Source organism: Actinomadura fulvescens, assembly GCF_039533225.1.
Lineage (GTDB): Bacteria > Actinomycetota > Actinomycetes > Streptosporangiales > Streptosporangiaceae > Spirillospora > Spirillospora fulvescens.
Map to the genome: position 1 here is coordinate 540438 of NZ_BAAATD010000002.1, position 15972 is coordinate 556409.

At 70.6% G+C, this 15972-nt stretch carries 14 protein-coding genes and 3 tRNA genes; 11 read left to right on the plus strand and 6 right to left on the minus strand.

Going from position 1 to position 15972, the window contains the following annotated elements; translation table 11 throughout:
- Positions 1-59: 59 nt before the first annotated feature.
- The 3 genes from ABD333_RS09335 to ABD333_RS09345 all read right to left on the minus strand — a co-directional run bounded on the left by ABD333_RS09335 (position 60) and on the right by ABD333_RS09345 (position 6215).
- Complete coding sequence (locus ABD333_RS09335; RefSeq protein WP_344539666.1) at positions 60-3902, minus strand: S8 family peptidase; 3843 nt, start codon at positions 3900-3902, stop codon at positions 60-62.
- Positions 3903-4235: 333 nt separating this feature from the next.
- Complete coding sequence (locus tag ABD333_RS09340) at positions 4236-5651, minus strand: amidase (protein ID WP_344539667.1); 1416 nt, start codon at positions 5649-5651, stop codon at positions 4236-4238.
- Between the two features lie 66 nt (positions 5652-5717).
- Positions 5718-6215 (minus strand): GyrI-like domain-containing protein, encoded by a 498-nt coding sequence (locus tag ABD333_RS09345; RefSeq protein WP_344539669.1) that lies wholly within the window; start codon positions 6213-6215, stop codon positions 5718-5720.
- Positions 6216-6294: 79 nt separating this feature from the next.
- Between ABD333_RS09345 and ABD333_RS09350 the strand changes: the two genes are divergently transcribed.
- The 3 genes from ABD333_RS09350 to ABD333_RS09360 all read left to right on the plus strand — a co-directional run bounded on the left by ABD333_RS09350 (position 6295) and on the right by ABD333_RS09360 (position 8553).
- Entirely contained in the window at positions 6295-6606 is a 312-nt protein-coding gene (locus ABD333_RS09350; RefSeq protein ID WP_344539671.1) for an antibiotic biosynthesis monooxygenase, read from the plus strand.
- Between the two features lie 71 nt (positions 6607-6677).
- Entirely contained in the window at positions 6678-8195 is a 1518-nt protein-coding gene (locus ABD333_RS09355; protein WP_344539672.1) for an alkaline phosphatase family protein, read from the plus strand.
- A gap of 118 nt (positions 8196-8313) precedes the next feature.
- Positions 8314-8553, plus strand: a complete 240-nt coding sequence (locus tag ABD333_RS09360) for a sigma-70 family RNA polymerase sigma factor (RefSeq protein WP_344539674.1) — start codon at positions 8314-8316, stop codon at positions 8551-8553.
- Here the strand turns inward: ABD333_RS09360 and ABD333_RS09365 are convergent.
- Positions 8501-9274: a TetR/AcrR family transcriptional regulator gene (locus ABD333_RS09365; RefSeq protein ID WP_344539676.1), complete on the minus strand. Its 774-nt coding sequence runs from the start codon at positions 9272-9274 to the stop codon at positions 8501-8503. The two genes, ABD333_RS09360 and ABD333_RS09365, sit on opposite strands and share 53 nt — an antisense overlap.
- Before the next feature lie 67 nt (positions 9275-9341).
- Between ABD333_RS09365 and ABD333_RS09370 the strand changes: the two genes are divergently transcribed.
- The 8 genes from ABD333_RS09370 (at position 9342) to ABD333_RS09405 (ending at position 15094) form a co-directional block, all read left to right on the plus strand.
- The gene (locus ABD333_RS09370; protein WP_344539678.1) at positions 9342-10259 is read left to right on the plus strand and encodes an ATP-binding cassette domain-containing protein; all 918 of its coding nucleotides are present in this window, start codon (positions 9342-9344) and stop codon (positions 10257-10259) included.
- Positions 10252-11013, plus strand: a complete 762-nt coding sequence (locus ABD333_RS09375) for an ABC transporter permease (protein ID WP_344539680.1) — start codon at positions 10252-10254, stop codon at positions 11011-11013. The genes ABD333_RS09370 and ABD333_RS09375 overlap by 8 nt, the downstream gene beginning before the upstream one ends.
- A 35-nt stretch (positions 11014-11048) precedes the next feature.
- Positions 11049-13091: a phosphate acetyltransferase gene (pta, locus tag ABD333_RS09380; RefSeq protein ID WP_344539682.1), complete on the plus strand. Its 2043-nt coding sequence runs from the start codon at positions 11049-11051 to the stop codon at positions 13089-13091.
- Positions 13088-14248, plus strand: a complete 1161-nt coding sequence (locus ABD333_RS09385) for an acetate/propionate family kinase (RefSeq protein WP_344539683.1) — start codon at positions 13088-13090, stop codon at positions 14246-14248. Before pta ends, ABD333_RS09385 begins: the two co-directional genes overlap by 4 nt.
- A gap of 99 nt (positions 14249-14347) precedes the next feature.
- Entirely contained in the window at positions 14348-14593 is a 246-nt protein-coding gene (locus ABD333_RS09390; RefSeq protein ID WP_344539685.1) for a hypothetical protein, read from the plus strand.
- A gap of 264 nt (positions 14594-14857) precedes the next feature.
- Positions 14858-14943 (plus strand) — tRNA-Ser (locus tag ABD333_RS09395).
- A 1-nt stretch (position 14944) separates the two neighbouring features.
- Positions 14945-15018, plus strand: a tRNA-Ile gene (locus ABD333_RS09400).
- A 1-nt stretch (position 15019) separates the two neighbouring features.
- Positions 15020-15094 (plus strand) — tRNA-His (locus ABD333_RS09405).
- On the opposite strand, the gene ABD333_RS09410 is transcribed toward ABD333_RS09405, so the two are convergent.
- Complete coding sequence (locus tag ABD333_RS09410) at positions 15095-15580, minus strand: SRPBCC family protein (RefSeq protein ID WP_344539687.1); 486 nt, start codon at positions 15578-15580, stop codon at positions 15095-15097. It abuts the tRNA gene before it with no gap.
- Complete coding sequence (locus ABD333_RS09415) at positions 15577-15927, minus strand: ArsR/SmtB family transcription factor (protein ID WP_344539689.1); 351 nt, start codon at positions 15925-15927, stop codon at positions 15577-15579. The genes ABD333_RS09410 and ABD333_RS09415 overlap by 4 nt, the downstream gene beginning before the upstream one ends.
- Between the last annotated feature and the right edge of the window lie 45 nt (positions 15928-15972).

Sequence of the window (15972 nt, forward strand, 5' to 3'; positions counted from 1 at the left end):
TGTCAGGGCGACGCTGGAAGCGACCCCCGGCCGGGGGGTCCGGCCGGGGGTCTGATGGGTTAGCTGCGTGTCTTGAACATCTGGTGGAACGTCTGGTTCACGGTGTTGCCGTCGGCGTCCTGGGCCTGGAAGCGCAGCGACACGGTCTTGGTGGTCGGCAGGGTGACGTTGGCCGTGTAGGACTTGTCATCCTTTTTGGTCGTGGTGATCTGCTGCCAGGTCGTTCCTCCGTCGTAGGAGACCGAGGCCTGGAGGTTCGTCAGGTTCGGGTCGGCGGCGCCCGGCTGGTGGTGGCCGTTGACGGTCATGGTGAACGCGCCGGGGGCGGCGGTGTTCTTGAGGTCGAGCGGGATGTCGTAGTCCAGGAGGAGGGCCGGGGTGGACGCGCAATCGGGTTTGGTGTCTCCGCAGATGTAGCCAGCGGGCACGTTGGAGGCGGTTGGTTTGGCCGAGGTGAAGCCCCAGGTCGTGTCGACCTTGTAGCCCTCGTACCCGAGCAGGTCGGACTTGTAGACCAGGCGCAGGTCGTAGCGGGCGGAGGCTTCGGGGACGTCGTAGACGGTCATCGATCCTTCCTTGCGGCCCGGGACCTCGGTGCCGCCGCGGGTGAGGGTGCTGGTGACGACCTGCCCGTCCGGCCAGGGAAGCAGGCCGTCGGCCAGGAGCGGATGCAGGTATTCGCTGTGGCCGTCGCCGGAGATCAGGTGCGGCGCCGGGTAGAGCGTGTTGCCGCGCCGGGCAGCGAAGAGCGGCGTCAGGCCGGGACCGCCGAACTCCGGTGCGGGCTGGTTGGTGCGGGCGAGCTGGCCGAGCCGGATGGGGGTACGGGCGCGGGTCTCCTTGCGGGGCGTGTTGCCGGTGAAGTAGTCCCAGCGCGACCAGGTGGGCGAGAAGAACCACGCCTTGTCCCCGTCAGGGATCGCCATCCGCTGCCAGCGCAGGTCGTTGTCCACCGGATAGACCTCCAGCCGGTTGACCGGGACCCAGGACGAGAGCGAGGCGGTGTAGAGGGCCTGGACGTGGTCGCGCGGTGAGGCCGAGTTCGCCGTGAGGTAGAGCTTGTCCTCGGTGGCGGGGTAGGCGGTGTCGACGACCGTCATGGTGGCGGGCGTCATGGTGATGCTCGGGTCGGCGGGGATCTGCCCCTTCCAGTACTTGGCCGGGTTGTAGACCCATCCGGACCGCGGCTGGCTGCCCAGCTTCACCTGGGCGGGCTGGGTGCCGATCGCCTGCCGGAGACGTGCGCCGTCGGCCTTGGTGACCGCGGCGAGCACGGCCTTCTCGCCGCCGTGCAGCACGATGGTGCTCGTCTCGTAGCCGTCGCGCGCCTCGTACACGATGGCGCCCTTGGCGCCCGCGTCGGCGAGCCGCTGCCCGAGGGCCACGCCCTCGGCGAGGTTGTAGGTGTCACGTGCGACGAGGACCAGGTTGCCCCGTACCGGCACCTTCGCCAATTCGGCGGCGCTGCCGTCGCCCGCGTACACCATGGTGGCGTCGCTGCTGCCCGCCGGGAACATCTCCAGCTTGGTCGCGTCCTCGGTGGCGCGTTCACGGTCGTGCTCCAGGTAGCGGGCCTCGACCCGCGTCTGCCCCGCCTCCACGACGACCTGCGGCGCGATGCGCTGGCCCATGTAGCCCGTCGAGAACGTGCCGTCGGTCACCGGCTGCGGGGTGGGCAGCACGTAGACCTTGGCCGGGTCGTAGAAGATCTGCGCCCCGCCGCGTGCGGGCACGGCGCGCGGCGCGCGGAACCAGTTGACCGACGTGGCCGCGTCGTAGCCGGTCGCCGGTGTGGTGACGTTGATCGGCCGCAGTTGCCGCGCGTCGAACGTGACGGTGGTGTCGCTCCTGACCTCCACCTGCGGCTGGACGGCCAGCATCGACTCGGGGTTCATGCCGTTGCGGTCGTCGGCGTCGGACGCGGGACCTTCGAGGACGAACGTGTAGGACCCGTCGGGCAGCTCCAGCGTCCCGCCGCCGATGAGCCGGTAGTCGGTCCAGTCCTGGCTCGCGTCGTCGTTGGAGCCGACGCGGAGGGTACGCGGCACGTCGAGCGTGGTGCCGTCACGGTCGACCGTCTTGAACGTGACCTTGCGGAGCGGTCCCGTCTGCTCCAGCCCCACCGCCGTGCGGACGGTCTGCGCGCCGGCCGTCGCGGTGACGGCGCCGGTGTACAGGCCGCGCGCGTCGGCGGAGGTCTTGAGCGTGAGGGTGGCCTGCCCGGTCTGACCGGCGGCGATGGTCAGGCTGGACGTGGACAGCCGGGCCGCGTCGGCGGGCAGCGGCGTGCCGTCGGGAGCGTTGACCTTGGCGGCCAGGGTGAGCGTCACCGGAGCGGTCCCGGTGTTGGCGTAGGTGATCGTCTTGCTCACCTGGTGGCCCTGGTCGGGTGTCAGCTTGCCGAAACCGAGGCTCGGCGGGTCTGCGGTCACGGTCTGCGCGATGGCCTTGTCGGCCTGGACCCTGCCCGCGCCGACCTGGAACGCCTGGGCGCCGACGTCCTTGGCCGAGCCGATGAGCGCGGCCTTGAGCTGGGGGCCCTTCCAGGTGGGGTGCTTCTGCTTGAGGATCGCGGCGGCACCGGCCACGTGCGGCGTGGCCATCGAGGTGCCGTCGGCCGAGGTGTACAGGTCGTTGACGGGCTTGCCCATCGACGTTCCGGAGGCGCGGGCGGCGACGATGCCCACGCCCGGCGCCGCGAGGTCGGGCTTGAGGGCGCCGTCGGCCTTTCGCGGGCCGCGGGAGGAGAACGCCGCGAGCTTGTCGGCCTTGTCGACGGCTCCGACGGTCAGGGCCTCGTCGGCGGTGCCGGGGGAGTTCAGCGTCCGCGCCTTCGGGCCGCTGTTGCCGGCCGCGATGACGAACAGGGCGCCGGTGGACCGTGACAGCTCGTTCACGGCCTGGTCCATCAGGTCGGCCGCCGAGCCCGGCGCGGCGCCGAGGCTCATGCTCACGATGTCGGCCGCCTGCTCCTCGGTGGCCCAGTGCATCGCGTCGATGATGCCGGACACCGATCCGCTGCCGTCCTTGCCGAGCACCTTGCCGATGATCAGCTTGGCGCCCGGTGCCACGCCCTTGCGCGCGGGCGTGCCGCCCGTGCCCTGGCTCGTGATGGTCGAGGCGACATGGGTGCCGTGGCCGTTCTCGTCGAGGATCGACTCCTCGCCGGGGACGAAGCTGCGCCACGCGATCGACGTGCCGTCGGTGTCGGGATGCGCCTGGATGCCGGTGTCGAGAACGGCGACCTTCACGTTCCTGCCGTCGAACCCGGCCTGCCACGCCTGCGGCGCGCCGATCTGCGGCACGCTCGTGTCGAGCGTCGCCCGGACCCGCGCGTCGAGGACGAGCCGCCGCGCGTTCGCCTTCAGCCCGGGTCTCGTGCCCGTCCGCGCGAGCGCCGACCAGAGCGCGCCGCGCTTCTTGCGGTCGACCTTGAGGGCGACCGCGTCAATGGTGTCGAGGACCTTGCCGGGCGCGCTGCCGGGAAGCGCGTCCGCCCGGCTCTTCAACGTGCCGCGCGAGAGGCGGGTGCCCTTCTTCCCGTACCCCACGATGACGGGAAGAGGTTCGCCGGCGTCGGCGAGCCCCTCGTTCACGAGCCGGCTGACGTTGAAGAGTTCTTTGTCGACCTGCTTGGCCGTCACCAGCGGCAGGGCGTCGCTCGGCACGACGTACCGGTCGGCGCCCTGCTGGGTGACGCTGTAACTGATCCCCGGCCTGCCCTTGAGCAGCACGACCGAGCCTCGCGCCTTGCCGTACAGGACCGTGTCGCCGGTGATGAGCGAGACGGCCTTGCTGGACGAGTCGGGACGGCTCTTCGGGGCGGCTCCGGCCCCGGCGCCGGCGGGCGGAGCGACCGCCAGCGTCAACGGAAGGGCCATCGCCACGGCGGCGCCGGACACGGCCCGCCACTTTCTGTGCGGCCTGCGAATACTGGCCACCAGACCTCCAGTGAAATAGGGGCGGAAAAAGCCCGAATTCATACACGTAAAAGTCTGGGACTTGACTTCACCAGAGATCAACTTCTGGCTCTGTCCTGTTGCGGCCGGAACTGCCGTGACTGCTAAAACAGCAGATCAGAAGCTGTCATTATCACCGGTTGACAATCCCGGACAGGCGTTTCAATCCACAATGACAGAGTGGCATCGGCATGGCCCTATAAAATCGCGCGACATGCCGTTCAAGGCGACGTCGAGCCATTTTAATGAGTATTTCTCATGGATCGATGAGGATCGCTAATCGGCGTGGACGGGAGGCTTGCGGTCGTGCCAGGGCACGGCCTGCTCCAGTTGCGCGGCCACCCGCAGGAGCAGGTCCTCCCGGTCCCGCGCCGCGACCAGCTGCACGCCGATCGGCAGGCCCTCGCGGCTGTGCCCGAGCGGCAGGCTGATCGCCGGGTTGCCCGAGACGTTGAACGGCGCGGTGAACGGCCCGTACTCGAAGATGCGGCGCAGCCAGGAGCGCATCGAGTAGTCCGGATCGTCGTAGTCGAGCGCGCCATGCCGGGCGGGCAAGTGGCCGAGCGTCGGCGTCACCAGCAGGTCGTACTCCTCGAAGAACAGGCCGACGGGCCGGGTCACCTGATGCTGGGCGTCGACCGCGGCCATCATGTCGAGCGCGGTGAACGCCTGGGTCTCGGCGATGAGCCGGCGCGTGACGGCCTCCAGCAACGCCGGGTCGGGCCTGCGCCGCGCCCGCAGCAGCGCGGCCCCCGCCGCGATCGCGCCGAGCATCATCGCCTCGACGAGCAGGTCGGGATCGACGGCGGGGCTCGCCTCGGTCACCGTGTGCCCGATCCATTCCAGGACCTGGCCCGCGTTCACCGTGACGGCCGCCACCTGGGGATCGACGGGCACGCCCGACCACGCGGCCGTGGTGAGCGCGACGCGCAGGCGGCCGGGGTCGGCGCGCGGCTCGTCGGCGTACGGGCGAGGCGGAGGCGGCGCCGCGTACTTCTCACCCACCGGCGGCGCACCGCCGACGGCGTCGAGCAGGTGCGCGGCGTCGCGTACGGTCCGCGTGAGGGCGAACTCGGCCGAGTGCCCGAACGCGGCCTCGCCGATCAGCGGCCCGCACGGGGTGCGGCCGCGGCTCGGCTTCAGCCCGACGAGCCCGCAGGCCGCCGCCGGGACGCGGATCGACCCGGCGCCGTCGTTGGCGTGCGCGACCGGCACGGCCCCGGCCGCGACGAGCGCGGCCGCTCCGCCGCTCGACCCGCCGACGCCCCGTTCCAGGTCCCAGGGGTTGCGGGTGAAGCCGTACCGCACCGACTCGGTCGCGAAGCTGAGCGCCATCTCCGGCGTCGTCGTCTGCCCGAGCGTGACCAGCCCGGCGGCGCGGAACCGGGCCATGAGCTCATGGTCGGCCGAGGCCACGGCGCCGCGGATGGCGCGGCTGCCGATGGCGAACGGGACGCCGCGCGCGAACGGCTGGCTGTCCTTGATCAGGAACGGCACGCCCGCCAGCGGCCCGCGCGGATCGTGGCCGAGGGCGGGCTCGAACAGCGGCAGCGTCAGCGCGTTCAGCTCGGCGTTGACGGCCTCGATCGCGCGCCGCGCCGCCGCCTCGACCTCGTCCGCCGTCACGGCACCCGACCGCATCAGCCCCAGCAGGCCCACGGCGTCTTGACTGGCGTATTCGTGCGGTTCCACGTGTTCGGCTCCCCCGAGATGACCGCACCCAGCGTCGCGCACGGCCGTCCGGGAGGCCAGCGAATTTCAGCCGGCGAGTTTGAAGGCCAGCTCGGTCTCCCATTTGCCCATGTCCGGCTGAACGGCCGGGTCGGAGTGATAGAGCTCCAGGCGGCAGGCCCAGTGCTCGCCCTCGTCGTCCTCGTACATGTCCCAGGTGAGGCCTTCCTTGGCCGCCCAGCCGAGCAGGTCGGTGGTGACGGCGACGAGCTGGTCGGGATGGCCGACATGGGCCACCGACGCGTACCGTCCGGCGGGCAGGACCCCGGAGTGGATGTCGCCCTCGCCCTCCATCGGCGCCGGGACGGGCACGCCCGCCTCCACCTCGCCGTTCTGGTCGCCGCCGATCGTGACGTACCGGAAGAACGGGGCGCCGGCGGGCCGGACGCCGCGGGCCGCCAGCCAGCCGATGATCTCCGGCAGCCGGTCGGCGATCACTGGGAACTCCGTCCAGGAGATCCACCGCTTGACGGCCACGTACGGCTGCTCGCCGCGTTCCTTGATCTCAGGCGTGTCGATGCTCATGTGCCGGTAGACCCGCCGGCGGGCCGAAACTCATCGGTTCGTGTCATCCTGTCCGCCGAAGCGGACGGGAGGAACCGGAATGATCGCGAGAGTCTGGGGCGCCCTCGCCACAGAGAAGGGCGCGGACGCCTATCGAAGCCATTTCGAAGGCGAGGTCGTGCCGGCCCTGCGGCGAGTCGAGGGCCACCGCGGCGCCTACCTGATGGAGCGGGAGACGGAGGGCTCGGTCGAGATCGAGGTCGTCACCCTGTGGGAGTCGATGGCCGCGATCCGCGCCTTCGCCGGGCCGGACGTCGACACGGCCGTGGTCGAACCGGCCGCCCGCGCGGCGCTCACCGGCTTCGACGACACCGTCACGCACTTCACCGTCGTGGTCGACACCGTGGCCTGATCCGGCCGATGGCCCACCAGGGACCGGGAGCGGCCTAACGTCGAGGACACCCCCAGTCGCAGGGAGTGACCATGACCGCGGACATCCAGCATGTCGTCGTTCTCGCCCTGGAGAACCGCTCGTTCGACCACCTGCTCGGATTCGTCCGGCATCCGGACCCCGCGTTCGACGGTCTGCTCGACGGCGGGCCCTACACCAACCCCGGGCGGGGGGAGACGATCCCGGCGACCCCCGACGCGAAACGCGTGCTGCCCATAGACCCCGACCATTCGCACCAGGCGATGCTGGAGCAGCTGAAGGACAACGCCGGGTTCGTCCGGTCGTACGAGAAGCAGGGACGCGGCAAGCAACCAGGCGCGTGGGGCGGCCTGCTCGGGCCGGTCGTCAACCTCGCCGTCCGCCTCAGCCACCGCCGCGGCCAGCCCAAGATCAAAGGCCGGGGGCCGCTCATCATGCGGTGCCAGCCGCCGGAGAACGTGCCGGTGCTCGCCACGCTGGCCACGCGGTTCGGCACGTTCAGCAGGTGGTTCTGCTCGGTTCCCGGCGAGACCTGGCCCAACCGCAACTTCCTGCACGCCGCGACGTCCGACGGCGACACCGAGATCCAGCCGCGCTTCTACACCAACACCACGATCTTCGAGGTGCTGGAAGAGGCCGGGGCCGGCTGGCACATCTACTTCGACGACGTCCCGCAGGTGATGGCGTTCACCGAACTGTGGACACGACCCGAGCGCCTGGCCCGCTGGTACGCGATGGAGGAGTTCGCACGCCACGTGGAGGCCGGGGCGCTCCCCGCCTACTCGTTCATCGAACCCAACCACCGGCCTCCCGTGCGCCTCACGGCCGGGCATCCGAGCAACAGCCAGCACCCGGGCAACGCTCTGGTCCCCGACGAGGAGTACGACGACTGCGACGACGCCACGGGAGACTTCGCCCGTGCCGAGGCGCTCATCGCCCACGTGTACGAGACGCTGCGCGCGCGTCCGGAGGTCTTCGACAAGACCCTCCTGCTCATCACCTACGACGAGAACGGCGGCTTCTACGACCACGTGCCCCCCGAACGCGGCATGGCCGACCCGGGACACGACCCCGACCCGATGACCGCCGCGCTCCGCTTCCTCCTCCATCGCAAGAGCGCCGCGTTCGACTTCACGATGACCGGCGGCCGGGTCCCCGCCGTCGCGGTCTCTCCGTACATCCCCGAAGGGGCGGTCGACACCGAGCCCCGCGACCACGCGAGCGTGCCCGCGACATTGCGCGCCCTCTTCGCCCCCGCAGCAGAGCCGCTGACCCCCCGAGACGCCGCCGCCCCCCGGTTCGACACACTTCTGACCCTGCCCGAGCCACGCCGCGACCTCCCCGACCTGTCAGAGCACACAACGACACCCGTGACACCGCTGGCACCAGCCGGCACGACGCAAGAGGTGCCCGACCACTACGCGCCCTACGTCCAGCTAGCCGACAAGGTGGCCGGAACGCTAAGCCAGGTCAACCTGGCCCAACCCTCCACCCACCCACCCCGAGAACGCGCCGGCGAACTACGCACCGCCTTCCTCAACGCCGCCGAGCTAGGCCGCACCGAACCCTGACCGCCAAGACCCGCCGCCTAAGCCCTCCTGAGCGGTTCCTTAAGCGGGGCCTAAGGGAGGGGTTGTGGGGGCGTTATGGTGCGAGATTCGTGGCGTGACACTGCGATACGGCAAGAGCGTGGTCGATGAGACCGTCGTGCAGGCGTATGTTCCCGGCGTGGCGGATGGTGGGCTCCGCCCGGCAGTGGTCGCGCGGGCGTACCGGGCGCTCGCTCCGGTCCATCGCGAGATCCTCACCGAGACGGTCTTTCGGGAGCGGTCGGTGAACGAGGCCGCGGTGACGTTGGGGCTTTCGGTGGACGAGGTCAAGGTGCGCGTTTATCAGGCTTTGTGCGCCCTGCGGACGGCCCTCGGCTGATGAGGGCCTCGATGCCGTCGAGGATGAGGCCGAGGCCGAACTCGAAGTCGGCGTCGGGGTCTTCGGTGCCGGTGAGCTCGCCTGAGTCGAGGAGGCGGGTCACCGCCGGGTGACGCTCGGGGTCGGTCAGGTGCGCGAGCGTGCGGGTGTAGCGCCGGAGTACGTCGTCGGGGGCCAGGCCACGCGCGGTGTAGGCGGCGTCCAGGTCTGACATCAGCATGGCCTCGCTCCGGACGTGGCCGGACACCAGCATGATCACGCCGAGCTTGGTGGGCTCGTCGAGTCCCGTGCCGGAGAGGGCGGAGAGGCCGCTCTCCATCCACTCGACCGATCTGGGCGTGGCGGGCGGGCCGGAGATCGGGATGCGCAGCAGCCAGAGATTGCGGTGGAACGCGGCGCGCTGGGCGTGGGCCCAGCGGGTCAGGGAGGCGCGCCAGCCGGCGGTGGGGTCGGGCTCCGGGGGAGGTGGCGTTACGGCCTCCTGCATGAGGATGTAGAGCTCGTCGCGGGCGCCGACGTACCGGTAGAGCGACATCGTTGAGACGCCCAGGGCCTTGGCCACGCGGACCATCGACACCGCGGCGAGGCCCTCGGTGGAGGCGAGCTGGACCGCGGTGGTGACGATGGCGTCCAGCGTCAGCCCCGGCTTGGGCCCTTTGGACGGGCGTTCGCGCAGGCCCCAGGCCATTTCGAGGCTTGCGGGCAGACCCGTGTCGCTCATGTCTTGACATCCTAGTTCTGCGTGAGAGTTAAATAGTAGCGCGTATGGGTTACGCAGTGGAGGTGTGATGATCGAGGCCATCGGGTTGCGGAAGTCCTACAAGGAGCTGGAGGTGCTCAAGGGCATCGAGCTGGACGTCGCCAGGGGTTCGGTCTTCGCCTTGCTCGGGCCCAACGGCGCGGGCAAGACCACGACCGTGCGCGTCCTCGCGACGCTGACGACCGCCGACGGGGGAGTGGCGCGTGTCGCTGGACACGATGTCGTCGCCGAACGTTCGCGGGTACGGCGTGCGATCAGCCTCACCGGGCAGTTCGCCGCGATCGACGAGCTGCAGACCGGTGCCGAGAACGTGCGCATGATGGCGCGGCTCGCCGGGCTCTCCCGATCGGCGGCCCGCTCGCGCACGGCGGAGCTGCTCGAACGTTTCGACCTCACCGGCGCGGGCGGCCGGCTCGTCCGCACGTACTCGGGAGGCATGCGCCGCAGGCTCGACCTGGCCGCGTCGCTGGTCGGCGACCCCGAGGTCATCTTCCTGGACGAGCCGACGACCGGGCTCGACCCGCGCAGCCGCACGGAGCTGTGGGCACTGGTGCGCGAGCTGTCGGCGCGGGGCACCACGGTCTTCCTCACCACGCAGTACCTGGAGGAGGCCGACCGGCTCGCCGACCGGGTCGCGGTGCTGAACGGCGGGCGGATCGTCGCCGAGGGCACGGCCGACGAGCTCAAGCGGATCGTCGCGGGGCACCGTCTCGACCTGGTACTGGCCGATGCCGAGGCCTACGAACGGCTCGCGCCGCACGCCACGTACACCGACGCCGGCACGCTGACGGTGGGGATGCCCACCGACGGCAGCGGGGCGCATGTCCGCGCCCTGCTGGACGAGTTCGACCCGGACCGGACGAGGGTCGAGCGCTTCAGCGTCCACAGCGCCACGCTCGACGACGTCTTCCTCACCCTCACCGCCGCGGAGTCAGCCCATGTCTGAGGCACTGATCCTTACGGGCCGGACGCTGCGCCTCTCGCGCCGCCAGCCGGACGCCGTGCTCACGGCGATGATCCTGCCCGTCCTGCTGATGCTGGTGTTCGTCTACTTCTTCGGCGGGGCCATCGACACCGGTGCCGGATACACGCGCGACCAGTACGTCATGTACGTCACGCCGGGCGTCCTGCTGCTGTGCGCGGGCTTCGGCTCCGCGACCACCGCCGTGACGGTCGTCGAGGACATGAAGCAGGGCGTCATCGACCGCTTCCGCTCGCTCGACATCGGCGGCACGCCGATCCTGGCCAGCCACGTCCTCGCCTCCACTGCCCGCAACCTGGCCTCCACCGTGCTGGTCCTCGGTGCCGCGCTGCTGATCGGGTTCCGGCCCGGGGCGACCGTGGCGGGCTGGCTGGCCGCGGCGGGCGTGCTGCTGGCGTACATCGTGGCGATCTCGTGGCTGTCGGCGGCGTTCGGCCTGCTGGCCCGGTCTCCCGAGACGGCGGGCGGCTTCACGTTCCTGATGATGTTCCTGCCCTATCCGAGCAGCGCGTTCGTGCCGACCGAGACCATGCCCGGCTGGTTGCGGCCGTTCGCCGAGCACCAGCCGATCAGCCCGGTCATCGAGACGGTGCGCGGCCTCCTGCTCGACCGGCCGGTGGGTTCGGCTCCCTGGCACGCGCTGGCCTGGTGCGGTGGCATCCTGGCGTTCGCCATCGTGGCCGCCGCTGTGCTCTTCCGGAACCGCACCTCCTGGTAAGGAGGGCTCACGAACCGTCCCGTACGATCGATCAGGTGACGCACGCGGTGTACATCGCGGCCAGTGACGCCGCTACCAAGAAAGCCGCGATCGCGGTGGGCATGACCGAACTGCTCTCACGCCGGGTCGGACGGGTCGGCGTCTTCCGGCCCGTCGTACGAGCCGGACGCCCGGACCACCTGGTGGAGACGCTGCGGACCCGCTTCCGCCTCGCCCACACCGCCACCGGCGTGACCTACGAGGAGGTGCACGCCGACGTACGGCGAGCTACGGCGGACATCGTCGCCCGCTACCGGGGCCTCGCCGACCAGGTCGACGCGGTCGTCATCGTCGGCACCGACTACACCGACGTAGGCGCGCCCACGGAGTTCGAGTTCAACGCCGAGCTCGCCGCCCACCTCGGCGCCCCCGTGCTCCTCGTGGTGAACGGCCGCGGCCGCACCCCGGCGGAGAACGGCGTCGCCGTCGACCTGGCGCTGACCGAGATCAAGGCCGAGCACGCCACCGAGCTGGCCACCGTCGTCACCCGTGTCGACCCGGCCGACGTCCCGGCGGTGGCGCGGCCCGACCGGCTGCTGTTCGCGCTGCCCGAGGTGGCCCGGCTGTCGGCGCCGACCGTGCACGACCTGATGGAGGCGTGCGCCGGGCAGCTGCTGCTCGGCGAGGAACGGCTGCTCGGCCGCGAGGTCGGCGCGATCCTGGTCGGCGCGATGTCGCTGCCGAACATCCTCACCCGGCTGACCGAGGGCGCCGCGATCATCATCCCGTCCGACCGGGCCGCGGGGCTGCTGCCCGGGCTGCTGGTCGCGCACACCGCGCCCACGTTCCCCGCGCTGTCGGGGATCGTGATGAGCGGCGGGATGGAGCTCCCCGAACCGGTCGCCCAGCTGCTGGACGGCATGTCGGCCCGGCTCCCGGTGGTCATCACCGAGGAGGACACGTTCGAGACCGCCACCCTGCTGTCGAAGGTCGAGGGCAGGTTCACCCCGGAGGCCGACGGGAAGATCGAGACGGCGCTCGGGCTGTTCGACGGGTACGTGGACGGTGACGCGCTGCTCGACCGGCTGCAGGTGAGCAAGACCGCGGTCACGCCGCTGATGTTCGAGTACGACCTGCTCGAACGCGCCCGCGCCGCCCGCCGTCACATCGTGCTCCCCGAGGGCGAGGACGAACGCATCCTGCGCGCGACCGACCTTCTGCTGCGCCGCGGCGTCGCCGAGCTGACCCTGCTGGGGGACGCCGCCGAGATCGAGCGCCGCGCCGCCGTGCTCGGGCTCGACGTCGGCGGCGCCCGCGTACTGAGCCCGTTCGACCCGGCGCTGCGCGAACGCTTCGCCGAGGAGTACGCCCGTGTCCGCGCCCACAAGGGCGTCAACCTGGACCTGGCCCGCGACACGGTCACCGACGTGTCCTACTTCGGCACGCTCATGGTGCACCTGGGCCTGGCCGACGGCATGGTGTCGGGCGCCGCGCACACCACCGCCCACACGATCCGGCCCGCGTTCGAGATCATCAAGACCGAACCCGGCACCGAGCTCGTGTCCAGCGTCTTCTTCATGTGCCTGCCCGACCGGGTGCTCGTCTACGGCGATTGCGCGATCAACCCCGAGCCCGGCACCGGGCAGCTCGCCGCCATCGCGATCTCCGCGGCCGCGACCGCCGCGCGGTTCGGCGTGGACCCCCGCGTAGCGATGCTGTCGTACTCCACCGGCGACTCCGGCCACGGCGGCGACGTCGACAAGGTCCGCGCCGCCACCGCCATCGTCCGCGAACGCCGTCCCGACCTGCTCATCGAGGGGCCGATCCAGTACGACGCGGCGATCGACCCCGGCGTCGCCCGTACCAAGCTCCCGGACAACCCGGTCGCGGGCCGCGCCACCGTGTTCGTCGTTCCCGACCTCAACACCGGCAACAACCTCTACAAGGCCGTCCAGCGCAGTGCCGGGGCCGTCGCCGTCGGCCCGGTTCTGCAGGGCCTGCGCAAGCCCGTCAACGACCTCTCCCGAGGCGCGACCGTGCAGGACATCGTCAACACCGTCGCCATCACCGCCATCCAGGCGCAGGAAGACAGCCCGTGAACGTCCTGGTCCTCAACTGCGGCTCCTCCTCGATCAAGTACCAGCTCCTCGACCGGACGGGCGCGCTCGCGTCCGGCCTGCTGGAACGCATCGGCGAGGAGACCGGCACCCTCACCCACGGCTCGCGCAAGACCGAAGCCCACTACCCCGACCACGAGGCGGGCCTGCGCGCCGTCATGGACGCCTTCGACGAGCACGGCCCGTCCCTCGCCGGCGTCGTCGCCGTGGGCCACCGCGTCGTCCACGGCGGTGACCGCTTCAGCGATCCGGTCGTGGTCGACGACGCCGTCGAGAAGGCCGTCGAGGAACTGAGCCCGCTCGCGCCGCTCCACAACCCCGCCAACCTCGAAGGCATCCGCGTGGCCCGCGCGGCCTTCCCGGACCTGCCGAACGTGGCCGTCTTCGACACCGCCTTCCACCAGACGGTGCCGCCGCACGCCCACACCTACGCCGTTCCCCGGTCGTGGGCGGCCGACCTGGGCGTGCGCCGCTACGGCTTCCACGGAACGTCCTGCGCGTACGTCTCCCGCAGGGCGGCCGAGATGCTCGGCAAGCCGTACGCCGAGACCAGCACCATCGTCCTGCACCTGGGCAACGGCGCCAGCGCGACCGCCGTCTCCGGAGGCCGCTCGGTCGACACGTCCATGGGGCTGACCCCGCTCGAAGGCCTCGTGATGGGCACCCGTTCCGGCGACATCGACCCGGCCCTGCCCGCCTACCTGGCGCGCGTCGCCGGCCTGAGCCTGATGGAGATCGACGCCGCCCTCAACAAGCACAGCGGCATGCTGGGCCTGGCCGGCGCGGGCGACCTCCGCGAGGTCTGGCGCCGCGCCGACGCCGGCGACGCCCAGGCCGCCGAGGCCCTGGACGTCTACTGCCACCGCATCCGCAAGTACGTCGGCGCCTACTACGCCGTTCTCGGCCGTGTGGACGCGATCGTCTTCACCGCCGGAGTGGGCGAGAACGACGCCCGCGTCCGCTCCCGCGCCCTCTCCGGCCTCGACCGCCTGGGCATAGAAATCGATCCCGCCCGCAACGAAACCGGCTCCCGCGCCGAACGAACCATCTCGCCTCCGGACGCCGACGTGCAGGTCCTCGTGATCCCCACCAACGAGGAACTGGAGATCGCCACGCAGGCACTGGCGATCACCACTTGAGATCTACCCAAACGTGGGGGTTCCCTGACCCCGCCATTGATTACGGCACGTAAGAATCTGTCGCACACCGTAACCTTCCCCCAGAAGCGAGGCGATGCGATGAAGTCCCGTACGCACCTGGTGCTCGGCGTCAGTGGTGCCGCACTGGCGTTCATGACCTGCCTGGTGCCCACCGCCACCGCGGAGCAGCGCGCGACCTGGCGCGACACCGGCGCCCGGTTCTACTGGTACGAGAGCTGCCGCACGGCCGGCGAGGCAGGCGTCCGCAACGACGGCTGGGAGGCCTGGGACTGCAAGGGCAGCTCCGCGCCCTGGTCCAGCTACCAGCTCTGGGCCCTGAAGTAGTGAGCACCGGGCCGCGCCGCAGCATCCCGCTGCGGCGCGGTCTTCGCATTCGGCACGCGTGCCCCCGCCGCTTAAATGTGTTGCCGTCAGGGAACCGCTTTGGCAAAGTGAACGTCGAACGCAGCAAATACCGACCGGGAGGAGAGCGCACCATGCGAATGCATAGCAGTCGTCTCTCCAGTCCCGGGAGTCGCCGCCGAACGTGACGTTCTGGCGTGCCCACCGCCCGCGGACTCGGAGTCCGTACGGGCGGTTTTTCGTTTTGGAGGGTTGGCCGAGTGGTAAGGCAGCGGCTTGCTAAGCCGTCGTCAGGGTCATCCCCTGCGTGAGTTCGATCCTCACACCCTCCGCGCCGGATAGGGAAGCTGGTGCTTCCGGTGGTCTCATAAGCCATCCCCAGGCAGGTTCGATTCCTGCATCCGGTACGGCGTTCGTGGTGTAGTCGGTCTGCACGCCAGGTCGTGGTCCTGGAGGTCCCGGTTCGATCCCGGGCGATCGCCCTTATCGGAGTTGCTCGAAGTAGGCCTTCTGGGCCGGGTAATAGTCGTCGAAATCCGGCTTCGGAGTGCCTTCGCGGTAAGCCACGAGAAGATCGAGGTAGTACTCCCAGCCCGGACCCGTCTCGCCCATTCCTTCCTCGGTGGTGAGGTGGTGGATCAGCTGCAGTTCGGTGACGCCGTTGTCTTCTGACAGCCGCAGTTCGAGGCGCCAGTGACCCGCCTCGTCGGCGGCGGTGACCTCAAGGCGTTCGGGTGGTTCGCAGGCCTCGATGCGCATGTCGCTCCATGGTGCGCCATCTTCGAAACTCATGCGGACTTTGATGGTGCGGCCGGGTCCGGCGTCGCCTTCCCAGGGGCCGAACCAGCGGGCCGTTCGCTCGGGCTCGGTGACGCTGGCCCAGACGTCGTCGATGGGCGCCTTGAACGTGCGGGTGAAGACGAGGTCGCTGCCGGCGTCCGTGCGGAGGAGCCGTGCGGTGGGTCTCATGCGCTGTTCTCCTTGGGTGTGCGACGGGTGCGCTCCCGGGTCGTGCGCCGGACCTCGGTCTCCAGCGCGTCCAGGCGGTGGTGCCAGCCGGTGGGGGAGCGCAGCAGGGCGATCCACTCGGCGAGCCCGGTGAGGGGTGCGGGGTCGAGGCTGTACACGCGCTGCCTGCCCACCAGCCGGTCATGGACGAGCCCGCTCTCGCGCAGCACGCGCAGGTGACGGCTGACCGCCGGGCGGCTGATCGGAAACCGCGACGCCAGGTCACCGGCCGTGCGGGGCTCTCCGTGGAGCAGGCTCAAGATCTCCCGGCGCACCGGGTCGGCGATCGCGTTCATCACCTCGTCCATGGAGAAAGCGTAACCCATGAGTTACGCATTCGTGGAAGCGAGGCG